The sequence below is a fragment of the Pseudomonas sp. GP01-A4 genome (genome assembly GCF_058780865.1).
Genome location: NZ_JBYSWF010000015.1, coordinates 1 through 15,817, shown reverse-complemented (window position 1 = coordinate 15,817; position 15,817 = coordinate 1). Strand labels below are relative to the sequence as shown.

The 15,817-nt window shown below is 59.8% G+C and carries 16 protein-coding genes; 5 read left to right on the top strand and 11 right to left on the bottom strand.

The genetic code is table 11. The features are described 5' to 3' along the window. Positions 1-6: 6 nt before the first annotated feature. From lspA to murJ, 4 genes are all read right to left on the bottom strand, one after another. Positions 7-516, bottom strand: coding sequence for a signal peptidase II (gene lspA / locus AC3WKX_RS11445; RefSeq protein ID WP_003215877.1), 510 nt, complete (start codon positions 514-516; stop codon positions 7-9). Next, the gene (gene ileS / locus AC3WKX_RS11440; protein ID WP_008432838.1) at positions 509-3,340 is read right to left on the bottom strand and encodes an isoleucine--tRNA ligase; all 2,832 of its coding nucleotides are present in this window, start codon (positions 3,338-3,340) and stop codon (positions 509-511) included. The genes lspA and ileS overlap by 8 nt, the downstream gene beginning before the upstream one ends. Positions 3,341-3,353: 13 nt before the next feature. Beyond that, complete coding sequence (gene ribF, locus AC3WKX_RS11435) at positions 3,354-4,292, bottom strand: bifunctional riboflavin kinase/FAD synthetase (protein WP_003215874.1); 939 nt, start codon at positions 4,290-4,292, stop codon at positions 3,354-3,356. Positions 4,293-4,410: 118 nt separating this feature from the next. After that, positions 4,411-5,949: a murein biosynthesis integral membrane protein MurJ gene (murJ, locus tag AC3WKX_RS11430; RefSeq protein WP_003215872.1), complete on the bottom strand. Its 1,539-nt coding sequence runs from the start codon at positions 5,947-5,949 to the stop codon at positions 4,411-4,413. 254 nt (positions 5,950-6,203) lie between these two features. On the opposite strand from murJ, the gene rpsT reads away from it, so the two are divergent. Next, positions 6,204-6,482 carry a 30S ribosomal protein S20 gene (rpsT, locus tag AC3WKX_RS11425; protein WP_003215870.1) on the top strand — a complete coding sequence of 93 codons (279 nt, stop codon included), beginning with the start codon at positions 6,204-6,206 and terminating at the stop codon, positions 6,480-6,482. 100 nt (positions 6,483-6,582) lie between these two features. Here the strand turns inward: rpsT and AC3WKX_RS11420 are convergent, their stop codons facing one another. From AC3WKX_RS11420 to rplU, 5 genes are all read right to left on the bottom strand, one after another. After that, on the bottom strand, positions 6,583-7,047 hold the full coding sequence (locus tag AC3WKX_RS11420) for a CreA family protein (RefSeq protein ID WP_008432835.1): 465 nt from the start codon (positions 7,045-7,047) through the stop codon (positions 6,583-6,585). 17 nt (positions 7,048-7,064) lie between these two features. Continuing rightward, complete coding sequence (gene proB / locus AC3WKX_RS11415) at positions 7,065-8,183, bottom strand: glutamate 5-kinase (RefSeq protein ID WP_003215866.1); 1,119 nt, start codon at positions 8,181-8,183, stop codon at positions 7,065-7,067. A gap of 123 nt (positions 8,184-8,306) precedes the next feature. Beyond that, positions 8,307-9,530 (bottom strand): Obg family GTPase CgtA, encoded by a 1,224-nt coding sequence (cgtA, locus tag AC3WKX_RS11410; protein ID WP_003215864.1) that lies wholly within the window; start codon positions 9,528-9,530, stop codon positions 8,307-8,309. A gap of 193 nt (positions 9,531-9,723) precedes the next feature. Further along, the gene (gene rpmA / locus AC3WKX_RS11405) at positions 9,724-9,999 is read right to left on the bottom strand and encodes a 50S ribosomal protein L27 (protein ID WP_003215862.1); all 276 of its coding nucleotides are present in this window, start codon (positions 9,997-9,999) and stop codon (positions 9,724-9,726) included. 34 nt (positions 10,000-10,033) lie between these two features. After that, positions 10,034-10,348, bottom strand: a complete 315-nt coding sequence (gene rplU, locus AC3WKX_RS11400; protein WP_003176051.1) for a 50S ribosomal protein L21 — start codon at positions 10,346-10,348, stop codon at positions 10,034-10,036. A gap of 239 nt (positions 10,349-10,587) precedes the next feature. Between rplU and AC3WKX_RS11395 the strand changes: the two genes are divergently transcribed. The 3 genes from AC3WKX_RS11395 (at position 10,588) to AC3WKX_RS11385 (ending at position 12,540) form a co-directional block, all read left to right on the top strand. After that, positions 10,588-11,556 carry a polyprenyl synthetase family protein gene (locus AC3WKX_RS11395; protein ID WP_003215860.1) on the top strand — a complete coding sequence of 323 codons (969 nt, stop codon included), beginning with the start codon at positions 10,588-10,590 and terminating at the stop codon, positions 11,554-11,556. Positions 11,557-11,743: 187 nt separating this feature from the next. Beyond that, complete coding sequence (locus tag AC3WKX_RS11390; RefSeq protein WP_003215858.1) at positions 11,744-12,085, top strand: zinc ribbon domain-containing protein YjdM; 342 nt, start codon at positions 11,744-11,746, stop codon at positions 12,083-12,085. A gap of 197 nt (positions 12,086-12,282) precedes the next feature. Then, positions 12,283-12,540, top strand: coding sequence for a PA4570 family protein (locus AC3WKX_RS11385; protein ID WP_003215856.1), 258 nt, complete (start codon positions 12,283-12,285; stop codon positions 12,538-12,540). Positions 12,541-12,594: 54 nt separating this feature from the next. Here AC3WKX_RS11385 and bamJ read toward each other — a convergent pair whose 3' ends face one another. Together bamJ and AC3WKX_RS11375 are read right to left on the bottom strand one after the other, a co-directional pair. Then, positions 12,595-13,212, bottom strand: a complete 618-nt coding sequence (gene bamJ / locus AC3WKX_RS11380) for a BamJ family beta-barrel-assembly machinery protein (protein ID WP_003215854.1) — start codon at positions 13,210-13,212, stop codon at positions 12,595-12,597. A gap of 113 nt (positions 13,213-13,325) precedes the next feature. After that, positions 13,326-13,814 carry a TIGR00645 family protein gene (locus tag AC3WKX_RS11375; RefSeq protein ID WP_003215853.1) on the bottom strand — a complete coding sequence of 163 codons (489 nt, stop codon included), beginning with the start codon at positions 13,812-13,814 and terminating at the stop codon, positions 13,326-13,328. A 166-nt stretch (positions 13,815-13,980) separates the two neighbouring features. On the opposite strand from AC3WKX_RS11375, the gene AC3WKX_RS11370 reads away from it, so the two are divergent. Then, the gene (locus AC3WKX_RS11370) at positions 13,981-15,816 is read left to right on the top strand and encodes a hypothetical protein (protein WP_102369930.1); all 1,836 of its coding nucleotides are present in this window, start codon (positions 13,981-13,983) and stop codon (positions 15,814-15,816) included. Position 15,817 lies beyond the last annotated feature (1 nt).

Genomic DNA, 15,817 nt, shown 5'->3' with positions numbered 1-15,817 from the left:
ACCTGTTCAGTCATGAACGGTCTCTCCGGTTTTCTTGCTTTTGAACATATCCAACGCCAGCATGATTGCACCGACGGTGATGGCGCTGTCGGCAAAGTTGAACGCCGGGAAGTACCAGCGGTTCTGCCAATGCACCAGAATAAAGTCGATCACATGGCCCAGGGCAATGCGGTCGTAGAGGTTGCCCAATGCGCCACCCAGCACCAGCGCCAACGCAACGGCCAGCCAGGTGTCGTTACGCCCCAGGCGCTTGAGCCAGACTACCAGCACGGCACTGACCACCACGGCGATCAGGGCAAACAGCCAGCGCTGCCAGCCGGAGCTGTCAGCCAGGAAGCTGAACGCAGCGCCGGTGTTGTAGGCCAGGGTCCAGCTGAAGTAGTCGGGAATCACCACGATCTGCTGGTACATCTCCAGGGCGCCTTCGAAGTGAGCCTTGCTGAGCTGGTCAATGACCAGCACCAGCACGCTCAACACGAGCAAGCCCAGGCGTCCAAAACGACTGGCTTCAGGCATAGTGACGAACCTCGCCAGCGCCAGAGATGTTGTCGACGCAACGACCGCAGATTTCCGGATGCTCGGGGTTCACGCCGACATCTTCACGGCAGTGCCAGCAACGGGCGCACTTGGCGAAGGAGGACTTGACCACCTTGAGCTTGAGACCCGGGACTTCGGTCGCAACGGCATCTGCAGGCGCCTGGGCAAACGGCGCCAGGCTGGCGGTCGAGGTGATCAGGACGAAGCGCAGTTCGTTGCTCAGCTTGGCCAGGTCAGCGGTCAGGCCTTCCTCGGCAAACAGCGTGACCTCGGCCTGCAGGTTGCCGCCAACGGCCTTCGCCGCGCGCTGCACTTCCAGTTCCTTGTTCACGGCAACCTTGACGGCCATTACGCCTTCCCAGTACTCGCGGCCCAGCTCGAAGTCGGCCGGCAATTCGGTCAGGCCTTCGTACCAGGTGTTGAGCATCACGGACTCGTTACGCTCGCCCGGCAGGTATTCCCACAGTTCGTCGGCGGTGAATGCCAGGATCGGGGCGATCCAGCGCACCAGCGCTTCAGAGATGTGGTACAGCGCGGTCTGCGCCGAACGGCGGGCCTTGCTGTTGGCGCCGGTGGTGTACTGGCGGTCCTTGATGATGTCGAGGTAGAAACCACCCAGCTCCTGCACGCAGAAGTTGTGGATCTTCGAGTAGACGTTCCAGAAGCGGTATTCGCCGTAGTGCTCTTGCAGCTCGCGCTGCAGTAACAGGGTACGGTCCACGGCCCAACGATCCAGGGCGAGCATTTCCTCGGCCGGCAGGATGTCGGTGGCCGGGTTGAAACCGGTCAGGTTCGACAGCATGAAGCGTGCGGTATTACGGATCCGGCGGTAGGCATCGGCGCTGCGCTGCAGGATCTGCTCGGAAACGGCCATCTCGCCCGAATAATCGGTAGAGGCAACCCACAGGCGCATGATGTCGGCGCCCAGGGTGTCGTTGACCTTTTGCGGCGCGATCACGTTGCCCAGGGACTTGGACATCTTGCGACCGTTCTCGTCGACGGTGAAACCGTGGGTCAGCAGCTCGCGGTACGGGGCGTGATCGTCGATCGCGCAACCGGTCAGCAACGAGGAGTGGAACCAGCCACGGTGTTGGTCCGAACCTTCCAGGTACAGGTCGGCACGCGGGCCGGTCTCATGGCCCATCGGGTGCGAGCCGCGCAGTACGTGCCAGTGGGTGGTACCCGAGTCGAACCAGACGTCGAGGGTGTCGCTGATCTTGTCGTACAGCGGCGCTTCGTCGCCCAGCAGCTCGGCGGCGTCCAGCTTGAACCAGGCTTCGATGCCCTCTTGTTCAACGCGCTGGGCAACCTCTTCCATCAGCTCGACGGTACGTGGGTGCAACTCGCCGCTTTCCTTGTTCAGGAAGAACGGGATCGGCACGCCCCAGTTGCGCTGGCGGGAGATGCACCAGTCCGGACGGTTGGCGATCATCGAGTGCAGGCGCGCCTGGCCCCAGGCCGGAACGAACTTGGTGTCTTCGATCGCCTTGATCGCACGCTTGCGCAGGGTTTCGCCGCTGGTCGGCTCTTTGTCCATGCCGATAAACCACTGCGCAGTGGCGCGGTAGATCAGCGGGGTCTTGTGACGCCAGCAGTGCATATAGCTGTGGGTGATGGTTTCGGTGTGCAGCAGCGCACCGACTTCCGCCAGCTTGTCGACGATCGCCGGGTTGGCCTTGAAGATGAACTGGCCACCGAAGAATTCCAGGGACGGCACGTACACGCCGTTGCTTTGCACGGGATTGATGATGTCGTCGTTGACCAGGCCGTACTGCTTGCAGATCACGAAGTCGTCTACGCCATAGGCAGGCGAGCAGTGAACCACGCCGGTGCCGGCGCCCAGCTCAACGTACTCGGCCAGGTAGATTGGCGACAGGCGGTCGTAGAACGGGTGACGGAAGTTGATCAGTTCCAGCGCGGACCCGGTAGTGGTCGCGATCACCGAGCCTTGCAGGTTGTAGCGGGCCAGGCACGCCTCCACCAGCTCTTCAGCCAGCACCAGCAGTTTGTCACCGACGTCCACCAGGGCGTAGGTGAATTCCGGGTGCACGTTCAGCGCCTGGTTGGCCGGGATGGTCCACGGGGTGGTGGTCCAGATCACAATGGAGGCTGGCTTGGCCAGGCTCGCCAGACCGAAGGCTTGCGCCAGTTTGGCTTCGTCGGCGATCGGGAAGGCCACGTCGATGGTCGAGGACTTCTTGTCTTCGTACTCGACTTCGGCTTCAGCCAGGGCCGAGCCGCAATCGAAGCACCAGTTCACGGGCTTGAGGCCCTTGAACACGAAACCGCCCTTGACGATTTCGGCCAAGGCGCGGATTTCACCGGCCTCGTTCTTGAAGTTCATGGTCTTGTACGGGTTGGCCCAGTCGCCCAACACCCCCAGGCGGATGAATTCGGACTTCTGCCCTTCGATCTGCTCGGTGGCGTAGGCACGGCACAGTTCGCGGGTTTTATCCGCGCCCAGGTTCTTGCCGTAGGTCACTTCGACCTTGTGTTCAATCGGCAGGCCGTGGCAGTCCCAACCCGGGACATAAGGCGCGTCGAAACCCGAAAGGGTTTTCGAGCGGATGATCATGTCCTTGAGAATCTTGTTCAGCGCATGACCGATGTGAATCGTGCCGTTGGCATAAGGAGGGCCGTCGTGCAGGACGAATTTCGGACGATCCTTGCCAATCTCGCGCAACTTTCCGTACAGGCCAATACTGTCCCAGCGCTGCAGGATCTGCGGTTCGCGCTGTGGCAGGCCGGCCTTCATTGGGAAGGCGGTGTCCGGAAGGTTTAGCGTGGCTTTATAGTCGGTCATTTAAGGCTCTTCATTAGCGATGGGCGCTAGGTGCGGCTAGTGCACGGGCGGCGGCGACATCCGCATTGATCGCCGTTTTCAACGCCTCCAGGGAGGCGAAACGCTGCTCTTCACGCAGCTTTTGGTGGAAAGCCACCGTCAAACGCCGGTCATACAAATCACCGGCAAAATCCAAAAGGTGAACTTCCAGGTGGGCTTTGCCATCACCTGCAACCGTGGGCCTGACGCCTATGTTGGCGACTCCGGGCCACGATTGGCCGTCGATGTCGACACTGACCAGGTAAACCCCGGTCAGTGGCACACGACGGCGCTTGAGCTGCACGTTGGCGGTTGGCGTGCCCAGTTGGCGCGCCAGCTTCTGGCCGTGCAGCACCCGCCCGGCAATCCGGAACGGGCGACCGAGCAAACGCTCGGCCAAGGCGAAGTCGGCAGCGGCCAGGGCGTTACGCACCTGGGTACTGCTCACGCGCAGGCCGTCCAGTTCGACGGTTTGCGCGGCTTCGACGGTAAAACCCTGGGTGACGCCGGCCTGCTGCAGGAAATCGAAATCCCCTACCCGGTCGCAACCGAAACGGAAGTCGTCGCCGACCTCCAGATGCTGCACGCCAAGGCCGTCCACCAGGATACGGTCGACGAACTCGGCGGCGCTGAGGCTGCGCAAGCGCTGGTTGAAAGCCAGGCAGAGGACGCGGTCCACACCTTCTTCAGCCAGCAGTTGCAGCTTGTCCCGCAGGCGGGCCAGACGCGCCGGCGCCGTCTGCGGGGTAAAGAATTCGCGCGGCTGTGGTTCAAAAATCACCACGCAGCTGGGCACGCCCAACTCAACCGCACGCTCACGCAGGCGGGCCAGGATAGCCTGGTGGCCACGGTGAACACCGTCAAAGTTGCCAATAGTGGCGACGCAGCCCCGATGCTGGGGGCGCAGGTTGTGGAGACCTCGAACCAGCTGCATAACGCGCTTCTTGCTCATAAAGTGGTCGATTATAACCACACCCGGCCCCGGACGACAGGCAACAGCGCAGGCCATTTGCGCGAATCGATAAAACAACCGTCTTATCGACGAAAAGTCTCTAGCTCAGCGACTTGCGATTGAAATCCCGCAAGCGGAAGCCCATCAGCAGCAACATGCCGAAGTACACCAGCACACCAGCCGCCACCAACGCTCCCAGGCGCATGAAGCGCTCGAGCATATGGCCCTGCTCCCAGGCCGGCATGAAGTGCATCAGGCCCAGCAGTACCGCGGCCATCGTCCCCACCGCCACCACCAACTTGAGCGCAAACAAGCCCCAGCCCGCCTGAGGCTGGAACATTTTCTGTTTACGCAGCTGATAAAACAGCAGCCCGGCGTTGATGCAGGCCCCCACACTGATCGCCAGCGCCAGCCCGGCATGCTTCAGCGGACCGATGAACGCCAGGTTGAGCAGCTGGGTAACCACCAGGGTGAAGATCGCGATCTTTACCGGGGTACGGATGTTTTGTTGAGCATAAAAGCCGGGGGCCAGCACCTTGATCACGATAATGCCCAGCAGGCCGACGGAATAGGCGATCAGCGCACGCTGGGTCATCGAGGCGTCAAACGCAGTGAACTGGCCGTACTGGAACAGCGCGACCGTCAGTGGCTCGGCGAGCAACCCCAGGGCCACGGCACACGGCAGCACCAGCACGAAGCACAGGCGCAGGCCCCAGTCGAGAATCCGCGAATATTCGTGGCGGTCTTTGCTGGCATAGGTGCGCGACAGCGTTGGCAGCAGGATGGTGCCGAGTGCCACGCCGAGCACGCCGGACGGCAATTCCATCAGACGGTCGGCGTAGTACATCCACGACACCGAACCCGAGACCAGCAGCGAGGCGAAGGCGGTGTTGATGATCAGGGAAATCTGGCTGACGGAAACCCCGAGGATGGCCGGCAGCATGTTGCGCATCACCCGCCAGACGCCGGTGTCCTTGAGATTCAAACGCGGCAGCACGAGCATGCCGATTTTCTTCAGGTGCGGCAGCTGGTACAGCAGTTGTGCCAGGCCACCAGCCAGGACCGCCCAGCCGAGGGCCATCACAGGCGGATCGAAATACGGTGTCAGGAACAGCGCAAAAATAATCATGCTGACGTTAAGCAGGGTCGGCACGAAGGCCGGCACCGAGAAACGGTTCCAGGTATTGAGGATCGCCCCGGCCAGGGACGACAGGGAAATCAGCAATATATAAGGAAAGGTCACCCGCAACAGATCAGTGGTCAGGGCGAATTTTTCCGGTGTATTGGCAAAACCGGGGGCCGTGGCCCAGATCACCCAGGGCGCGGCGAGCATCCCGGCGATCGTCACCAGCGTCAGCACCAACGTCAGCAAACCCGAAACATAGGCAATGAAGGTGCGGGTCGCCTCCTCGCCTTGCTGGGCCTTGTACTCCGCCAGAATCGGCACGAATGCCTGGGAAAAAGCCCCCTCGGCGAAGATCCGCCGCAGCAGGTTGGGCAGTTTAAAGGCAATGAAGAAGGCATCCGTGGCCATGCTGGCGCCAAAAATACGCGCCAGCAACGTGTCACGCACAAACCCCAGAACCCGGGAAATCATAGTGATAGAGCTGACAGCGGCCAACGATTTGAGCAGATTCATTGAAAGAGTTTTTGCCTATAGATAAAGAGCAGGCGAACAAACGGCCCACATATGCGATACTCCGCGCCTGCAACAAGCACAGAGCCAAAGCTCGCGAGTTTACAGGTCAAGCGCCGGAAATAAATCACCCGCCTCTTAAGATCGACCACTCAGCAGTTCGCATCACACGCCCTTGACAAGACTTCAACTCATCGGCATGATTCGCGGCCTATTTTGTTTGCTATTTCCTAAAAAGTCTTTCGAGGAGCTCGACGGTGGCCAACACACCTTCCGCCAAAAAACGTGCAAAACAGGCTGAGAAGCGTCGCAGCCACAACGCCAGCCTGCGTTCCATGGTTCGTACCTACATCAAGAATGTAGTTAAAGCCATTGACGCAAAAGACGCTGAAAAAGCTCAAGCTGCTTACGTTCTGGCTGTGCCAGTTATCGACCGTATGGCCGATAAAGGCATCATCCACAAGAACAAAGCTGCTCGCCATAAAGGTCGTCTGAATGGCCACATCAAGGCTCTGAACCTTGCTGCTGCAGCCTAAGCGATAAGCTTGTTAAAAAACCGACCCCAGGGTCGGTTTTTTATTGCCTGCGATTTGGGAAAGCCGAAAAAAGAGCCGGCATGCCGGCTCTGCTTCAGATTTATTGCGCTGTGGGCCACGGCAGGATCGGAATCGCCGTCACCGCATTCTGCGGGCTGCCTTCGATCAAGCGGTCGCTGTAGACCAGATACACCAGGGTATTGCGCTTCTTGTCGAGGAAACGCACCACCTGCATGGTCTTGAAGACCAGGGACGTGCGCTCCTTGAACACCTCATCCCCATCCTTCAGCTCGCCCTTGAAGCGAATCGCACCTACCTGGCGACAGGCAATCGACGCCTCGGCGCGATCCTCCGCCAGACCCAACCCACCCTTTACCCCGCCCGTCTTGGCGCGAGACAGGTAGCAGGTCACGCCATCCACCTTCGGGTCATCAAAGGCCTCGACCACGATCCGGTCATTGGGGCCGACAAACTTGAACACCGTCGACACCTGGCCAATCTCTTCGGCCGACGCCAGCAACGGCATCGCCAGCAGCAAACCGAGCAATCCCTTCATTACGCGCATCGAGACTTCCTTTTTACTTAAACCAGAATCAGGTTATCCCGGTGAACCAGCTCCGGCTCAGCCATGTAACCCAACAGACCGACAATCGCCTCAGACGACTGCCCGATGATTTTCTGCGCCTCAAGGGCGCTGTAGTTGGCAAGGCCACGGGCAATCTCACGACCGTCCGGCGCCACGCACACCACCATTTCGCCACGGCGGAAGCTGCCCTGGACCAGTTTTACACCCACCGGCAGCAAGCTTTTGTTGCCTTGGGACAACGCTGAAACCGCACCAGCATCCAACACCAGGGTACCGCGCGTCTGAAGATGCCCCGCCAGCCACTGCTTGCGCGCCGCCAGCATGCCACGCTCAGGCGACAGCAGCGTACCGATGCGCTCGCCCGCCTTGAGGCGATCCAGCACCCGCTCAATCCGACCGCCAACGATGATGGTATGCGCGCCGGAACGCGCCGCCAGCCGTGCCGCACGCAGCTTGGTCTGCATGCCGCCACGCCCCAGGGCACCGCCGACACTGCCAGCCACCGCATCCAGCGCCGGATCATCGGCACGCGCTTCGTAAATCAGCTGGGCCTCAGGGTTATTGCGCGGGTCAGCGTCGAACATGCCGTCGCGATCCGTGAGGATCACCAGCAAGTCAGCCTCAACCAGGTTGGCCACCAGCGCTGCCAGGGTGTCGTTGTCACCGAAGCGAATCTCGTCGGTCACCACGGTGTCATTCTCGTTGATCACCGGGATCACCTTGAGTTCAACCAGGGCACGCAGGGTGCTGCGGGCGTTCAGGTAGCGCTTGCGGTCGGACAAGTCGTCATGGGTCAGCAGAATCTGCGCCGTGTGGCGCCCGTGCTCGGCAAAGCTGGACTCCCAGGCCTGTACCAGGCCCATCTGACCAATGGCAGCAGCGGCTTGCAGCTCGTGCATCGCGCTGGGTCGCGCGGTCCAGCCAAGGCGGCTCATGCCGGCGGCAACCGCCCCGGACGACACCAACACCAACTCGACGCCGGCCTCATGCAAGGCCACCATCTGGTCCACCCAGACACTCATGGCCGCACGATCCAGCCCCTTGCCATCCGCCGTCAGCAGCGCGCTACCGATCTTAACGACCCAACGCTGCGCACCTGTCACCTTGCTCCGCATCATCTTCAACCTTAGATAGAGGGCCGCGCGACCCAGCGCCGCCCATAACGTTATTCGTGACTACCGATTTCCAGATACCAAAACGCCGCTCGATTGAGCGGCGCTTAAGTTTACTGCAACGAATCAGTCGCGCACGTAAATGATTTCCGGACCATCTTCATCATCCACGTCTTCCTCGTCCCAATCATCGTCACCGATATCATGGACCGACTTGACGCCACTGCGACGCAGGGCACGCTGATCATCCAGCGCCTGCAACTGGGCACGAGCCTCGTCTTCGATGCGCTGATCCAGTTCAGCCAGCTCGGCCTTGTAGACAGGGTCGGCGGCCAGGCGATCGGCACGGTCTTCGAGGTAACGCATGATGTCGCGAGTCAGGCGCTCAGTGCCTTCTTTGGCAATGGCCGAGATCACGTAGACCGGACCGGTCCACTCCAGGCGATCAACGATCTCCTTGACGCGCTCTTCGTGCTCTTCCTCAAGGATCTGGTCGCACTTGTTCAGCACCAACCAGCGATCACGCTCAGCCAGGGACGGGCTGAACTTGGTCAGCTCGCTGACGATCACTTCAGCAGCGTCCGGTGCACTGGTGTCATCCAGCGGCGCCATGTCGACGAGGTGCAGCAGCAAACGGGTGCGGGACAAGTGCTTGAGGAAACGGATCCCCAGGCCTGCGCCGTCGGAAGCGCCTTCGATCAGGCCCGGAATGTCCGCAACCACGAAGCTTTTCCAGCGGTCGACGCTGACCACACCCAGGTTCGGCACCAGGGTAGTGAACGGGTAATCGGCGACTTTCGGCTTGGCAGCAGACACCGAGCGAATGAACGTACTTTTGCCGGCATTCGGCAGACCCAGCAGGCCCACGTCAGCCAGCACCTTCATTTCCAGCTTCAGGTCACGCTGCTCGCCTGGCTTGCCCGGCGTGGTCTGGCGTGGCGCACGGTTGGTACTGGACTTGAAACGGGTGTTGCCCAGACCGTGCCAGCCGCCATGAGCCACCAGCAGGCGCTGACCGGCTTTGGTCAGGTCACCAATGACTTCCTGGGTTGCGGAGTCGATCACGGTGGTACCAACCGGAACCCGCAGCACCAACTCTTCGCCTTTTTTACCGGTGCAGTCGGTGCTGCCGCCGTTGGAGCCACGCTCGGCATCAAAGTGCCGGGTGTACCGGTAGTCCACCAGGGTGTTGAGGTTTTCGTCGGCGATCATGTAGACCGAGCCGCCATCACCACCATCACCACCGTTAGGACCACCGTTTTCGATGAATTTTTCCCGACGGAAACTCATGCAACCGTTACCGCCGTCGCCAGCTTTTACTCGGATCGAAACTTCATCAACGAACTTCATAACAAAACGCCTCTCGCCACACGGACGAGCTTAAGAAACCAAGACATAAGACTCTTGCAAAAATGAGCGCAGCGACCTCAAGCAACGACCGCAAATCCACTGCTTTCGCCCATCACAAACAGCTTTGCAAGAGACTCACCCCACAAACGAAAAAGCCCCGTCGCGAGACAGGGCTTTTCCAGCAACTACGTAATTATGCCGCGACGACTTCAGTCTTCGGGACAATGCTCACGTAACGGCGGTTGAAAGCGCCTTTTACTTCAAACTTGATCACGCCGTCGATTTTAGCGAACAGAGTGTGATCTTTACCCATGCCAACACCGTAACCGGCGTGGAATTGGGTGCCGCGCTGACGCACGATGATGTTGCCCGGAATGATAACCTGGCCGCCATACATCTTCACGCCAAGGCGTTTGGCTTCTGAGTCGCGACCGTTACGGGTACTACCACCAGCTTTTTTGTGTGCCATGAGTCAATTCTCCTAGTGAGGAATTAGGCTGAAATTAAGCCTGAATACCGGTGATTTTGATCTCGGTGTACCACTGGCGGTGGCCCATACGCTTCATGTGGTGCTTACGACGACGGAACTTGATGATGCGGACTTTATCGTGACGACCTTGGGAGATCACTTCAGCCACAACGGTAGCGCCTGCAACAACTGGAGCGCCGATGTTCACGTCATCGCCATTGGCGACCAACAGAACGCGATCAAAAGTAACGGATTCGCCAGTAGCGATTTCCAGCTTCTCGATCTTCAGGTATTCACCTGGGGCGACCTTGTATTGCTTGCCACCAGTAACAATTACTGCGTACGACATGGTATTTCTCCGATAATCCTGCTCACCCAGCGCTTTATAAGAAGAGGTATTGGCTGGCATGGCTGCATGGGATGGACGTCCCGAATGCAATTGCGTAAGGCAGGTGCTGCCCAGGAAGTTCAGGGTGCGCGATTGTACGCAAGCTATGGAGGTGTTGCAAGTAGCCGTCTATCGCGCCTTGACACTACGGGACGCGGGTCCTAGCATGCCGCGCAACCCTTCTGGAGCGACTGTCGCTGATGCAACCCCAAGCTTTCTACCGCGCGGTGGCGGACGATTTTAGCGCCGTCGACGGCATCATCAAGAAGCAGCTGACTTCTAAAGTGCCGCTGGTCTCCAAAATTGGCGACTACATTACGTCGGCCGGCGGTAAACGCCTGCGTCCTTTATTAGTGTTGCTGTGTGGCAAGGCCCTGGGCCGCGAAGGCGATGACCTGCGCCTGCTGGCCGCGACCATCGAGTTCCTGCACACCGCCACCCTGCTGCACGACGACGTGGTCGACATGTCCGGCATGCGCCGTGGTCGCGAGACGGCCAACGCGATGTGGGGCAATGCGCCGAGCGTGCTGGTGGGCGACTTCCTGTACTCGCGCTCGTTCGAAATGATGGTCGAGCTGGGCTCGATGCCGGTGATGAAGATTCTTTCACAGGCCACGCGCATCATCGCCGAAGGCGAAGTGTTGCAGCTGTCGAAGGTTCGCGACGCCAGCACCACCGAAGAAACCTACATGGAAGTGATTCGCGGCAAAACCGCGATGCTCTTCGAAGCCTCGACCCATAGCGCCGCCGCCCTGTGCGAAGCGACGCCCGAGCAGAGCGAAGCCCTGCGCACGTTCGGCGATCACCTGGGCGTGGCCTTCCAGCTCGTGGACGACCTGCTGGACTATCGCGGCGACGCCGAAACCCTGGGCAAGAACGTCGGTGACGACCTGGCCGAGGGCAAGCCGACCTTGCCACTGATCTACACCATGCGCGAAGGCACGCCGGAACAGGCCGCCCTGGTGCGCAAGGCGATCCAGAAAGGCGGGATCGAAGACCTGGAAAGCATCCGCGAAGCCGTGGAAGCCTCGGGTTCCCTCGAATACACCGCGCAACTGGCCCGTGACTACGTGGCTCGCGCGATCCAATGCCTGGAAGCCCTTCCAGCCAGCGAATACCGGGACGCCCTGGTTGAGCTGAGTGAGTTCGCGGTCGCCCGTACTCACTGATTCTGCTCTGCTCCATGTAGGAGCTGGCTTGCCTGCGATTGCATCACTGCGGTGTAACAGACAAACCGAGGTGCCTGCATCGCAGGCAAGCCAGCTCCCACAGCGTTCTCTGGCGTTGCTGCCCCCTGCCCGGCTAAAACCCTATACAATGTGCGCTTTTTAGCCATCCTGAAACCAAGGAGCTTTAGTGAGCACGTTGCCACCCTGCCCGAAATGCAATTCCGAATACACCTACGAAGATGGCGCCCAGCTGATTTGCCCGGAATGCGCCCATGAGTGGGCCGTCGGCGGCGAAGCCGAGGCGGCCAGCGATGAATCCGTGAAGAAAGACTCTGTGGGCAACGTCCTGCAGGACGGCGACACCATCACCGTGATCAAGGACCTCAAGGTCAAGGGCACGTCCCTGGTGGTCAAGGTCGGCACCAAGGTCAAGAACATCCGCCTGTGCGATGGCGACCACGATATCGACTGCAAGATCGACGGTATCGGCCCGATGAAACTCAAGTCCGAGTTCGTCCGCAAGGTCTGAATATGCTGCCTCCATCCCGTGCCCTGCACGGGATGGCGCTTCACCCTCCCCGCGTCAGTTCCGCACTGGCGGCAAAAGGCCAGGCCTTTTGATCAAAAACAATATCCACACAGAAAAGTCCGGAAATGGCCAATAGGGACTTGCTATTCTACGAATAAGAATTATTCTCATTGAAACCCATCAAGGAGATACTTCCCATGACTTATTTGATCGATGCCTGGCTGGACCGTCCACACCCTTACCTGCGAATCCTCCATCGGGAAACCGGGGAAGTCTGCGCGGTGCTGGAAGAAGAGGCGTTAAGCGAACTGCAGGATCAGGGCGACCTGGACGTCAATGGCCTGAGTTCCAGTGAGCCCGGGGTGCTGAAGGAAGTGGTGAGAAATCTGTTTCTGTTCTGCTATGCCCGAGCGTTGCGCCCGGTGACGGATCTCAATGGCAAGTTTCATCCATGAGCAACCGCGCAAAACACTGCAGGAGCGAGCAGGCTCGCTCCTGCAGGTAAGGTCTTACAGAACGTCGAGCAGCTCGACGTCAAACACCAGAACGCTGTGCGGCGGGATGCTGCCAACGCCTTGAGCGCCGTAAGCCAGTTCGCTCGGCACGTACAGGCGCCATTTGCTGCCGGCATTCATCAGTTGCAGGGCTTCGGTCCAGCCGGCGATCACGCCGCCAACCGGGAATTCCGCAGGCTGGCCGCGCTCGTAGGAGCTGTCGAACACAGTGCCGTCGATCAGGGTGCCGTGGTAGTGAGTACGCACCTGGTCTTCACGGGTCGGCTTGGCGCCGCTACCTGCAGTCAGCACTTCAAATTGCAGGCCGGAAGCCAGGGTGGTGATGCCGTCACGCTTGGCGTTTTCAGCCAGGAAAGCCAGGCCTTCGCCAGCAGCAGCTTCAGCCTTTGCAGCGGCTTCGGCTTGCATGATTTCGCGGATGACCTTGAAGCTGGCGGCCATTTGCTCCTGGTCCACACGGCTAGGCTTGCCGGCAAAAGCGTCGGTCAGGCCAGCCAGGATCGCGTCCAGGCTCACGCCCGGTGGCGGGTTGTCGCGCAGCTGGTCGCCCAACTGACGGCCAATGCCGTAGCTCACGCGGGTTTCGTCGGTGGACAGATTAACTTCGGACATGGAAAGGCTCCGCTGTAGGACGACACAGGTGCCGTCCAAACTAAAAGGGCGAGCAGACTAGCACACAAGCCACGCCCTTGATGAGCCCCGCGCAGGAGAGCGCCAGGGGCTGATTAATGCTTGGTAACCTTGTCCAGGTAGCCCATGGCAAACGCCGACACCACGAAGGTCATGTGAATGATCACGTACCATTTCAGGTGCTCGGGATCGACGTTCTTGGCGTCCATGAAGACCCGCAGCAGATGGATCGACGAAATCGCTACGATGGACGCCGCGACCTTCATCTTCAGCGACGAGGAGTCCATGGTCCCCAGCCAGTTGAGCTTCTCCTTGCTTTCGTCGATGTCCAGCTGGGAGACGAAGTTCTCGTAGCCGCTGATCATCACCATCACCAGCAGGCCGCCCACCAGGGCCATGTCGATCAACGACAGCAGCACCAGGATCACATCCGACTCGCTCATGGTGAACACGATGGGAATCACATGAAACACTTCCTGGAAGAACTTCAGGCCCAGCGCCAGCAGCCCCAGGGACAGCCCGAAATAGATCGGCGCCAACAGCCAGCGTGAGGCATACATTGCATTTTCGATAAAGCGTTCCATTGAATCTCACACAGCTTGGCTAAAAATGGCGGCGAGTATACCAGCCGCACCCAAACCCCAGAAACCGTCGAGAAAACTGATCTGTACGGCATCTGTTAAGGAATTTTTCTGCTAGTGTCGAGCTCATCAACTCGGCTCGATGATGTCGGACAGGAAAACTCAGATAATGGATGTGCGATCCCCTTTGGCCAGCCTTGGCCTGTGTGCGGCGTTGCTGATGGGCAGCGGTTGTTCCCCAAGCGATGAACACAAGCAAGCCAGTCTCGAAGAGAAAACCGCCAAGTTCGAACAATCCCTGGACGCCATCCAGGACCCCAAGCTCAAGGACGCCGTGTCCGAGCTCGGAGGCTCGCTGCTGTTGCTGGAACGGGCGCGCGCCAAGCTCGCCACCAAGCCCATCGAGGCCGAGTACAGCGAAGACGCCCTGGCGCTGCTCAAGCATTACCCTACGCCGCAGGCCCTGGTCGATACCTACATCAATGGCCTGTTTGTCCTGCGCAAGGCGTCCCATTCGGACTACCTGACGGACCTGCAGCCGATCTTCCCGTTCAACTTCAACATGCCCGACCAGTTCCCCTTCCCACACGGCCTGGAATGGCAGTCGGTGACCCTGAGCAACAACAAGGTCATCCCGTTCCAGCCGGAATGGTCGGAAACCGATCCGGGCATCCAGTTGAGCCCCACCAGTTCCAACCTGACCAACCCCGATGACCTGACGGTGACCTACCCGTTCGTCGAAGGCGTCGAGACGGAGAACAAAAGCCAGCCGCAGCCCGTCACCCTCAAGGGCAAGGTGGAAGTGATTGCCCCGCGTAAAGTCTTCACCTTCGACTTGTCGAAAAAGGACGTGGGCCGCAAGCGCACCGAAGAAAACGTCACCGTCACCCTGCTGGCCCTGGAAAAGAACTACGCCGAGATCGAACTGACCAACAGCGCCCCGCTGGCGCCGGAAGTCGCGGACGAATCGCCGAACCCGTTGCTGGTGCAGGCTCGTGACACCACCGGGCAATTTCTCTCGCGCTCGGGCTCGATCAACGAAAACGCCGCGCAACTGGCGTTCTACGAGAAGCAACTGGCCGAAATGCAGAAGCAGAAGGGCTGGTCCGACGCCTTCGAGAAACAGCTGGAAGACGAGCAGAAAGCCTTCGAGCTCAAGCAGAACAGCCACTACACCAAGGTGTACTTCAATGGCCTGATCGACAATGTGCAAGTCAGCGTGCTCGACTTTTCCCAGGCCACGGTGACCCGCAAGGACCTGGACCTGCCCGTACGGCGCTTCGACAAGAACAGCCTGGAAAAAACCGTACAGCCGTTGCCGATGCCCGTCACCGTGTATGACGACCAGGCCGCAGATTGGCTCAAGGACGCCACCCTGTCCGAAGACCAACTGAAGAAAAGCGTCACCATCAACCAGTCGGTGGATGACGCCAGTGCGGCGCACGTTGAGTTCGATCACCCCTACACCTTCAACGACGACCTGCTGGGCGAGGACCGCGGCGGCGGCGATGCCCCGGTGACGTTCCTCACCGCCAACGACGAAGGCAAGCTTGGCGAGCCGATCGAACTGCCCGCCGAAGCCTACGAGGTCGACCCGGGGCGCGGCACCATCACCTATGACTTGAACCTGTTTCCTGAAAACCCGGGGTTTGCCGTCGGATCGATGCCGCTGTTCCTGGCGACCATCGAGAAAGGCAGCCTCACTGCCGGGCAACTGCCCAAGGGCCTGGAGCTGAAGGACAACGCGCTGATTGTCGACCAGAAGCTGTTCCCCTCTGACAGCTGGCGGTTCTATGCCAAGGACGCCAGCGGCAACTACCTGAAGGAAATTCTCGGCGTCAGCCACCGCGCCGAGGAATACGGCACGGCGCTGTTCGACGTGCATTACTTCTACGGCCAGCCGACGACATTGGAAACCTACCAGCGCACCGGCCTGGACACGGTGCAGTATGGGTTTGAGGTGAAGCTGGACAAACCCGAGGCGGCCCCTGCCCCCAAGCCATAGC

What these genes read in the sequence shown, in the direction of transcription:
- murJ (WP_003215872.1), bottom strand. Translation starts at nt 5,949, where the DNA reads ATGAATCTGCTCAAATCGTTGGCCGCTGTCAGCTCTATCACTATGATT.
- proB (WP_003215866.1), bottom strand. Translation starts at nt 8,183, where the DNA reads ATGCGGAGCAAGGTGACAGGTGCGCAGCGTTGGGTCGTTAAGATCGGT.
- AC3WKX_RS11420 (WP_008432835.1), bottom strand. Translation starts at nt 7,047, where the DNA reads ATGCGCGTAATGAAGGGATTGCTCGGTTTGCTGCTGGCGATGCCGTTG.
- AC3WKX_RS11395 (WP_003215860.1), top strand. Translation starts at nt 10,588, where the DNA reads ATGCAACCCCAAGCTTTCTACCGCGCGGTGGCGGACGATTTTAGCGCC.
- rpmA (WP_003215862.1), bottom strand. Translation starts at nt 9,999, where the DNA reads ATGGCACACAAAAAAGCTGGTGGTAGTACCCGTAACGGTCGCGACTCA.
- bamJ (WP_003215854.1), bottom strand. Translation starts at nt 13,212, where the DNA reads ATGTCCGAAGTTAATCTGTCCACCGACGAAACCCGCGTGAGCTACGGC.
- AC3WKX_RS11385 (WP_003215856.1), top strand. Translation starts at nt 12,283, where the DNA reads ATGACTTATTTGATCGATGCCTGGCTGGACCGTCCACACCCTTACCTG.
- lspA (WP_003215877.1), bottom strand. Translation starts at nt 516, where the DNA reads ATGCCTGAAGCCAGTCGTTTTGGACGCCTGGGCTTGCTCGTGTTGAGC.
- ribF (WP_003215874.1), bottom strand. Translation starts at nt 4,292, where the DNA reads ATGCAGCTGGTTCGAGGTCTCCACAACCTGCGCCCCCAGCATCGGGGC.
- ileS (WP_008432838.1), bottom strand. Translation starts at nt 3,340, where the DNA reads ATGACCGACTATAAAGCCACGCTAAACCTTCCGGACACCGCCTTCCCA.
- cgtA (WP_003215864.1), bottom strand. Translation starts at nt 9,530, where the DNA reads ATGAAGTTCGTTGATGAAGTTTCGATCCGAGTAAAAGCTGGCGACGGC.
- AC3WKX_RS11375 (WP_003215853.1), bottom strand. Translation starts at nt 13,814, where the DNA reads ATGGAACGCTTTATCGAAAATGCAATGTATGCCTCACGCTGGCTGTTG.
- rplU (WP_003176051.1), bottom strand. Translation starts at nt 10,348, where the DNA reads ATGTCGTACGCAGTAATTGTTACTGGTGGCAAGCAATACAAGGTCGCC.
- AC3WKX_RS11370 (WP_102369930.1), top strand. Translation starts at nt 13,981, where the DNA reads ATGGATGTGCGATCCCCTTTGGCCAGCCTTGGCCTGTGTGCGGCGTTG.